Below are 6139 nucleotides of genomic sequence, written 5' to 3' on the forward strand. Positions count from 1 at the left end.
CGTCCTGATCCCTGCTACTATCGGTTTGATTTTCATCAGTCAATACGACAAGATCAAACGGACTTAATTTAAAATCCTAAAATGCCTAGACCGATTCCGTCTGGGCATTTTAGCTAATTTTGGAACTAGCAAGAGCGATCGCACCGACTACCCGATACCCCTCTGTTTGTAAAACCTGCACAGCCTCCTCAATCGTGGTTCCCGTGGTATAAATATCATCAATTAAGAGAATCGGCACTGATTTCGGTAAATTTTTCCCCAGTTGAAAAGCCGCTTGCATCGTCTTTTTTCTTTCCTCGGCTGCCAGACTAAATAAAGCTGCCGTGTTCTTAATCCGAATTAATCCGCGACTAGCCAGAGGATAACCGGTTAAACGGCAAAAACCCTCGCCAATGACTTCTGCTTGATTAAAACCCCTTTCCTTTAACCTTTCTGGGTGGAGAGGGATAGGAATCACCGTCAAACGTTTATCGGTGAGGGGAGGACGAAGGAGCCAAGTTTCCCCCATGCAACTGCCTAGCAAAGAGCCGAGAGCGGGATGGCGATCATATTTCATTTTAGCGATCGCCTGTTTTAATTTACCTTCATAGCGTCCCCAGATAAACAGGGGAATAGAACCACGCCAGAGAAAAAGCGGGTTATTCTGACGATAGGACTGTAATTGTCGCCCACAATCACGGCAAAGCTCTCGCTCGCTCTGCCGTTGACAAAGAGGACAGGGAGACTTAAGAAATAAAGCGAGAAAAGGTTCGAGCATGGGAAGTCAAAGTTTTAGCTAGATCCTGATTTCCATCGTCAAAAACGGTCAAATAATGGGGATTACTCCGCTCGATCGAAAGACTAATTCCTTGCGCTCCTTCGGACTCTATATCTTGTAGATAACCCCCCTGATGCTGTTGTGCTTCCTCAAAAGAAGCAAAGGGACCAAAATAGTAAATACAGTGGGGGGAAAGGGAGGTAATTTTCAGCCACCAAGGTGTATTATCGTCAGAAATTTTATTTGTCTCCAAGAAAGATAAAATCATGTTCTGGTAGTGATAGGGGACAGAGATTGCGGGAATCAAGGACAGGTTTTGAGGAACTTTGCCCCCATAATTCCCATTTGCTGGCCAAAAAATCGAGCTTTTGGCCAAAGGGAGTCTTTTTATCGTATTAGATTAACAAGGGGAGCGGTCGCAAAATCAAAAGAGATTCTAAAAATTCCCCTCAGCCAAGGGGAAGCGGATCGAGATAGGATAGTAAAAAGTTTTTTTGTAGAAAGCTAGGGAGATCAGATAACTATGAGCCAGATCACAGACACGGATAAGAGTCTTGAGGCGATGAAGAATTTTGCCGAACAGTACGCTAGACGTACAAATACTTATTTCTGTAGCGATCTCTCGGTGACAGCCGTAGTAATTGAGGGATTAGCGCGTCATAAGGACGAATTAGGCGCTCCTTTATGTCCCTGTCGTCACTACGAAGACAAAGAAGCGGAGGTAAAAAATACTTTCTGGAATTGTCCCTGTGTACCGATGCGGGAACGGAAAGAATGTCACTGTATGCTATTTATTACCCCCGATAACGAGTTTGCTGGGGAAGAACAGATAATTTCCCTCGACTATATCCAAGAAGTCCGCGAATCGATGAAGGGGCATTAGTTTAGGGTAATGACAGCCACCGCTTTTGGCCAAGGAATCGACGAATTTAATCGCCAGCAATTCTATGCTTGTCATGATACCCTGGAGGCTTTGTGGATGGAGTCCGCAGAGCCTGAAAAAACCTTTTATCAAGGCATTTTGCAGATTGCTGTCGCTTGTTACCATCTGGAAAATAATAACTGGCGCGGAGCGGTAATCCTTTTGGGAGAAGGGGTTAGACGTTTGCAACACTATCAACCCGATTACGAGGGGATCAACGTGACGCACTTGGTTGGGGAGAGTTTGGATCTATTAAACTTTTTACAGAATCTCGATCCCCAAGCATTACCGGCAGTGCTAGAAGCGATGAAAAGCAATCAGGAACATCCTCATCCCCACCTCGATCGATCTATCTGTTCTCTGCCGAAAATCCTCAAAAGTCAACCCGTTCTCTAAAAAGCTAGATTAGTTAGTCAATACAATTACGTCTATAGGTGACATTTCTATGAGAGCAAGATACGCAAAAATCAGAGGATGGCTAGTTGCCCTCGTTTCTGCTGGCTTAATCATGGGATTGGGCAATTCTCCCCTAGTCAAAGCACAGCAGAACATTGTACCAGGTAATGCCATGACAGTGCGATCGGATATTCAGGAGGCGAACTCAAAAACGGGGGTAATTACTGCGAGGGGTAACGTACAAGTGTTCTATCCCGCCCGCAAAATGCAGGCCACTTCTGCTCAAGCTCAGTATTTTAGCCGCGAACGTCGTTTAGTGATGACGGGTAACGTTTACGTTTTGCAGGAAGGCAACAGTATCCGCGCCGAAACGATGACTTATCTTGTCGATGAGGGCAGATTTATCGCTACTCCCCAAACCAGTCAGCAGGTGGAGTCAATTTATTTAGTCCAAGATAACGAAACTTCCCCCCAACCGGCTGCTTCTCCGACACCCGCACCCATACCTTCCCCTTCCCTCCCCGCTGCCCCAATGATTAACCCGCAGTGATAGTCAGGAGTCAGGAGTCAGGAGTCAGGAGATTATTTTTAGTTATTCTTCCCACACCCTACACCCTACACCCCACACCCCACACCCCACACCCTACACCCCACACCCCACACCCTACACCCTACACCCCACCCCCCCACTTCCCCACTTCCCCAACACCCAACACCGGATAAAGATGACTTTAGTATTAGAAAATATCCATAAATCCTACGGTAAAAGGCTCGTGGTTAACCGGGTGAGTATTACTGTTGCCCCGGGGGAAATTGTCGGGTTATTGGGACCAAATGGTGCGGGGAAAACGACAACTTTTTATATCGCCACGGGATTAATTAAACCGAATCAAGGGCGCGTTTGGCTCGATCAAAAAGAAATTACCAAATTACCCCTTAATCAGAGGGCGCGTCTGGGTATTGGCTATCTGACGCAGCAGGCCAGTATTTTTCGTTATTTAACTGTATCAGAAAATATTCAGTTAGCCCTAGAACAGTCGGGGGTTCCCTTTTCCCAACGGGCAAATCGTCTCTATGATTTATTAAAAGAATTTCGCCTCGATAAGATTGTTCGCACTAAAGGAGCCTACGTTTCCGGAGGAGAAAGAAGGAGGACAGAATTAGCTCGCGCTTTAGCGGTGGGAGTCAACGGACCGAGATTTTTATTATTAGATGAACCTTTCGCGGGGGTGGATCCGATCGCCGTGTCCGAGATTCAAGCGATGATTGCTGGTTTAAGGGATCGTCAGATGGGAATTTTAATTACTGATCACAATGTGCGAGAAACTTTGGCTATCACTAATCGGGCTTATATTATGCGCGAAGGGCAGATTTTAGCGGCGGGAAGTGGCGAAGAACTTTATAATAATCCTCTGGTGCGTCAGTATTATTTGGGTGATAATTTTTTCAGATAATTGTTATTAATAAAAATCGCTGCATTATATCATGAAAGTTGGCAATTGGCAAGGAAATTTAAGTAGAATACCCGGATTTAGCATCTTAGACCGCTATATTTTTGTCGAGTTATTATTGCCCTTTTTATTTGGTATGGGTTTATTCACTTCTTTGGGAGTGGCGATCGGTACTCTATTTGATTTAGTGCGACGGATTACTGAATCGGGTTTACCTTTTACTTTGGCCTTAAAAATTCTCTTATTAAAAATGCCAGAGTTTATCGTTTTAGCCTTTCCGATGTCGATACTTTTAGCGGCTTTAATGGCCTACAGTCGTTTAGCCAGTGATAGCGAATTAATTGCTTTGAAAAGTATTGGAATTAGTGTTTATCGCCTAATAATTCCCGCCATTGTGCTAAGTTTAATAGTGACGGGATTAACCTACGTTTTTAATGATTATGTGGCTCCGGCTGCCAGTTATGAAGCTAATGCTACCATGACGAAAGCTCTGCGACCAAATCGCAAATCTTTTATTGAAGATAATATTATTTATCCTGAATACGGCAAAGTGCGGCAACCGGATGGAGGGGAACCCCAAACGGTATTAAGAAGGTTATTTTATGCCGAAAGATTTAACGGTCAAGAGATGCTAGGTTTAACCATTCTCGATCGCACCCAGCCGGAAGTTAATCAAATTATTACCTCAGAATCAGCTTCTTGGAATATTGAAAAAAATATTTGGGATTTTTATAACGGCACAATTTATCTAATTGATCCTAAGGGTTCCTATCGTAATATTGTCCGCTTTCAACATCAACAATTAGCCCTACCGCGTACCCCTTTAGATTTAGCTTTTCGGGCGCGAGATGGTTCGGAAATGACCCTGAGACAAGCGCGGGAATACCTAGAAATACTGCAATTAAGCGGCAATCCCACCAAAATTAGAAAACTACAGGTTCAAATCGAGCAGAAAATATCTTTACCCTTTGTTTGTTTAGTTTTTGGGATGATTGGGGCAGCCTTGGGATTACGTCCCCAAAATTCTAACAAAGCCACCAGTTTCGGTATTTGTATTGTCCTAATTTTCTCCTATTATCTCCTATCTTTTGTCACCAGTTCCTTAGGCATTGGCGGAGTTTTAACCCCCTTGATGGCCGCTTGGTTGCCCAATATTTTAGGATTAACTGCCGGGGGAATTTTGTTACTTCAATCGGCTAAATAATCGAGGGTTAGCGGTGGGAATAAAAATTGATAATCATCAAATTTCTAAGGCTAATTTATATAAACGACTGCGGGATAAATTAGTAACCTGTGCTAATTGTCTGCTGGCTTGCGATCGATTAACTCCTCCTTCGATAATTTGTTTTAATTCCCGTTTTAATTCCTCGTCGGATAATTGGATAGTATCGAACCGATTGTTGCCCATAACTACGATAGTAAATTCCCCTTTAGGAGTTTTATTCTCTCGATATAAATTAATCGCCTCGGCGACAGTTCCTCGCCAAATTTCTTCGTAAAGCTTGGTTAATTCCCGACCTAAAACTATCTTTCTCGTTGGTCCGAAAGTTTCTCGTAAATCCTCCAAAGTCTTAATAAGTTTGTGAGGTGCTTCATAAAAAACCATCGTTCTCGTTTCAGTTTTTAAACTCTCTAAGTGTTCTTGTCTCAGCTTTTCCTTACCCGGAAGAAATCCTTCAAAACAGAATCTTTCCGTGGGTAATCCCGACACCGCTAAAGCAGTAATTACCGCCGTTACTCCGGGGATGGGAACCACTTCGATCTGAGCTTCTATACAAGCTTTAATTAACTCATAACCCGGATCAGAAATCCCCGGCATTCCCGCATCAGTAACCAAGGCGATATCCTGACCTTGGCTGAGAATATTTAATAACTCATCGAGACGGGAAAGACGATTATGTTCGTGGTAACTAATTTGAGGGGTCAGAATATCAAAATGCTGCAATAATTTGCCCGTGTGTCTGGTATCTTCGGCAGCAATTAGAGTGACTTTTTTGAGAGTTGCCAGGGACCGGAAAGTCAGATCGTCTAAATTGCCGATCGGCGTTCCCACCACATATAATTTACCGAGATTATTCATAAATTGGCTAAAAATAGGCTATTTAGTTGTATTTTAAGTGATCAGTAAACAGTAAACAGTAGGCTGATAACTGAAGACTGATCACTTTTCTCTGTTCAGGGATCACTCAAATAGGGTAAAGTAGGTCAAGGTATGCTCACCCCTGTTATTGAATTAATCTAGTCTAAGGAGAACGTCTTAGTAATGTTAACCCTAAAAATCGCCGTTTATATCGTTGTTTCCTTCTTTGTCTTACTTTTTATCTTTGGCTTCCTTTCCGGCGATCCTACCCGTAACCCCGGACGCAAAGACTTTGAGTAGAAGACAATTATCAAACTGGTTCTAGGGTAGAGACACAGGGAACAAGTTATTAAACTTTCCCTGTCTCCCTAGAAATAATGATCATGGTAGTATCATCGGAAATTTTGGGTCTGAAACCCCGCCGTTCTAGGTTGGCTTTACGTTAGAATTAAAAGGCCAGTCTCGAAAACCAAGTGGACGGCGCAGCACCTTGAAAACTCGGCTTAGGGGGTTCCGACCAGAAAAGCTTGGCC

10 protein-coding genes are annotated in these 6139 nt (G+C 43.5%); 7 read left to right on the forward strand and 3 right to left on the reverse strand.

The genetic code is table 11. The features are described 5' to 3' along the window. Positions 1-4: 4 nt before the first annotated feature. Positions 5-67: a photosystem II reaction center protein PsbX gene (psbX, locus tag PX636_RS21035; RefSeq protein WP_502882911.1), complete on the forward strand. Its 63-nt coding sequence runs from the start codon at positions 5-7 to the stop codon at positions 65-67. 42 nt (positions 68-109) lie between these two features. Here the strand turns inward: psbX and PX636_RS21040 are convergent, their stop codons facing one another. Both PX636_RS21040 and PX636_RS21045 read right to left on the reverse strand, forming a co-directional pair. Further along, positions 110-757, reverse strand: coding sequence for a ComF family protein (locus PX636_RS21040; RefSeq protein WP_002795927.1), 648 nt, complete (start codon positions 755-757; stop codon positions 110-112). Then, the gene (locus tag PX636_RS21045) at positions 726-1025 is read right to left on the reverse strand and encodes a DUF1816 domain-containing protein (RefSeq protein WP_002795926.1); all 300 of its coding nucleotides are present in this window, start codon (positions 1023-1025) and stop codon (positions 726-728) included. Before PX636_RS21045 ends, PX636_RS21040 begins: the two co-directional genes overlap by 32 nt. 255 nt (positions 1026-1280) lie before the next feature. Here PX636_RS21045 and PX636_RS21050 point away from each other — a divergent pair, with 255 nt between their 5' ends. The 5 genes from PX636_RS21050 to PX636_RS21070 all read left to right on the forward strand — a co-directional run bounded on the left by PX636_RS21050 (position 1281) and on the right by PX636_RS21070 (position 4730). Beyond that, positions 1281-1640: a ferredoxin thioredoxin reductase catalytic beta subunit gene (locus tag PX636_RS21050; protein WP_002760795.1), complete on the forward strand. Its 360-nt coding sequence runs from the start codon at positions 1281-1283 to the stop codon at positions 1638-1640. Positions 1641-1649: 9 nt separating this feature from the next. Continuing rightward, positions 1650-2075 (forward strand): DUF309 domain-containing protein, encoded by a 426-nt coding sequence (locus PX636_RS21055; protein WP_002795924.1) that lies wholly within the window; start codon positions 1650-1652, stop codon positions 2073-2075. 49 nt (positions 2076-2124) lie between these two features. Continuing rightward, positions 2125-2625, forward strand: a complete 501-nt coding sequence (locus PX636_RS21060) for an LptA/OstA family protein (protein WP_002760791.1) — start codon at positions 2125-2127, stop codon at positions 2623-2625. Positions 2626-2800: 175 nt separating this feature from the next. Next, positions 2801-3529, forward strand: a complete 729-nt coding sequence (lptB, locus tag PX636_RS21065) for an LPS export ABC transporter ATP-binding protein (protein WP_002797884.1) — start codon at positions 2801-2803, stop codon at positions 3527-3529. 31 nt (positions 3530-3560) lie between these two features. Further along, positions 3561-4730 carry an LptF/LptG family permease gene (locus tag PX636_RS21070; RefSeq protein ID WP_012267543.1) on the forward strand — a complete coding sequence of 390 codons (1170 nt, stop codon included), beginning with the start codon at positions 3561-3563 and terminating at the stop codon, positions 4728-4730. 36 nt (positions 4731-4766) lie between these two features. Here the strand turns inward: PX636_RS21070 and rsmI are convergent, their stop codons facing one another. After that, positions 4767-5606 (reverse strand): 16S rRNA (cytidine(1402)-2'-O)-methyltransferase, encoded by an 840-nt coding sequence (gene rsmI / locus PX636_RS21075; RefSeq protein WP_012267542.1) that lies wholly within the window; start codon positions 5604-5606, stop codon positions 4767-4769. A gap of 183 nt (positions 5607-5789) precedes the next feature. Between rsmI and PX636_RS21080 the strand changes: the two genes are divergently transcribed. Next, entirely contained in the window at positions 5790-5906 is a 117-nt protein-coding gene (locus tag PX636_RS21080; RefSeq protein ID WP_002732356.1) for a photosystem II reaction center protein I, read from the forward strand. Positions 5907-6139: the final 233 nt, after the last annotated feature.

Source organism: Microcystis sp. M53598_WE2, assembly GCF_030067735.1.
Lineage (GTDB): Bacteria > Cyanobacteriota > Cyanobacteriia > Cyanobacteriales > Microcystaceae > Microcystis > Microcystis aeruginosa.

Bases quoted from the DNA above. Each gene is read 5' to 3' on its own strand.
- PX636_RS21040 (WP_002795927.1), bottom strand. From the start codon at position 757: ATGCTCGAACCTTTTCTCGCTTTATTTCTTAAGTCTCCCTGTCCTCTT.
- PX636_RS21045 (WP_002795926.1), bottom strand. From the start codon at position 1,025: ATGATTTTATCTTTCTTGGAGACAAATAAAATTTCTGACGATAATACA.
- PX636_RS21050 (WP_002760795.1), top strand. From the start codon at position 1,281: ATGAGCCAGATCACAGACACGGATAAGAGTCTTGAGGCGATGAAGAAT.
- PX636_RS21055 (WP_002795924.1), top strand. From the start codon at position 1,650: ATGACAGCCACCGCTTTTGGCCAAGGAATCGACGAATTTAATCGCCAG.
- PX636_RS21060 (WP_002760791.1), top strand. From the start codon at position 2,125: ATGAGAGCAAGATACGCAAAAATCAGAGGATGGCTAGTTGCCCTCGTT.
- lptB (WP_002797884.1), top strand. From the start codon at position 2,801: ATGACTTTAGTATTAGAAAATATCCATAAATCCTACGGTAAAAGGCTC.
- PX636_RS21070 (WP_012267543.1), top strand. From the start codon at position 3,561: ATGAAAGTTGGCAATTGGCAAGGAAATTTAAGTAGAATACCCGGATTT.
- rsmI (WP_012267542.1), bottom strand. From the start codon at position 5,606: ATGAATAATCTCGGTAAATTATATGTGGTGGGAACGCCGATCGGCAAT.
- PX636_RS21080 (WP_002732356.1), top strand. From the start codon at position 5,790: ATGTTAACCCTAAAAATCGCCGTTTATATCGTTGTTTCCTTCTTTGTC.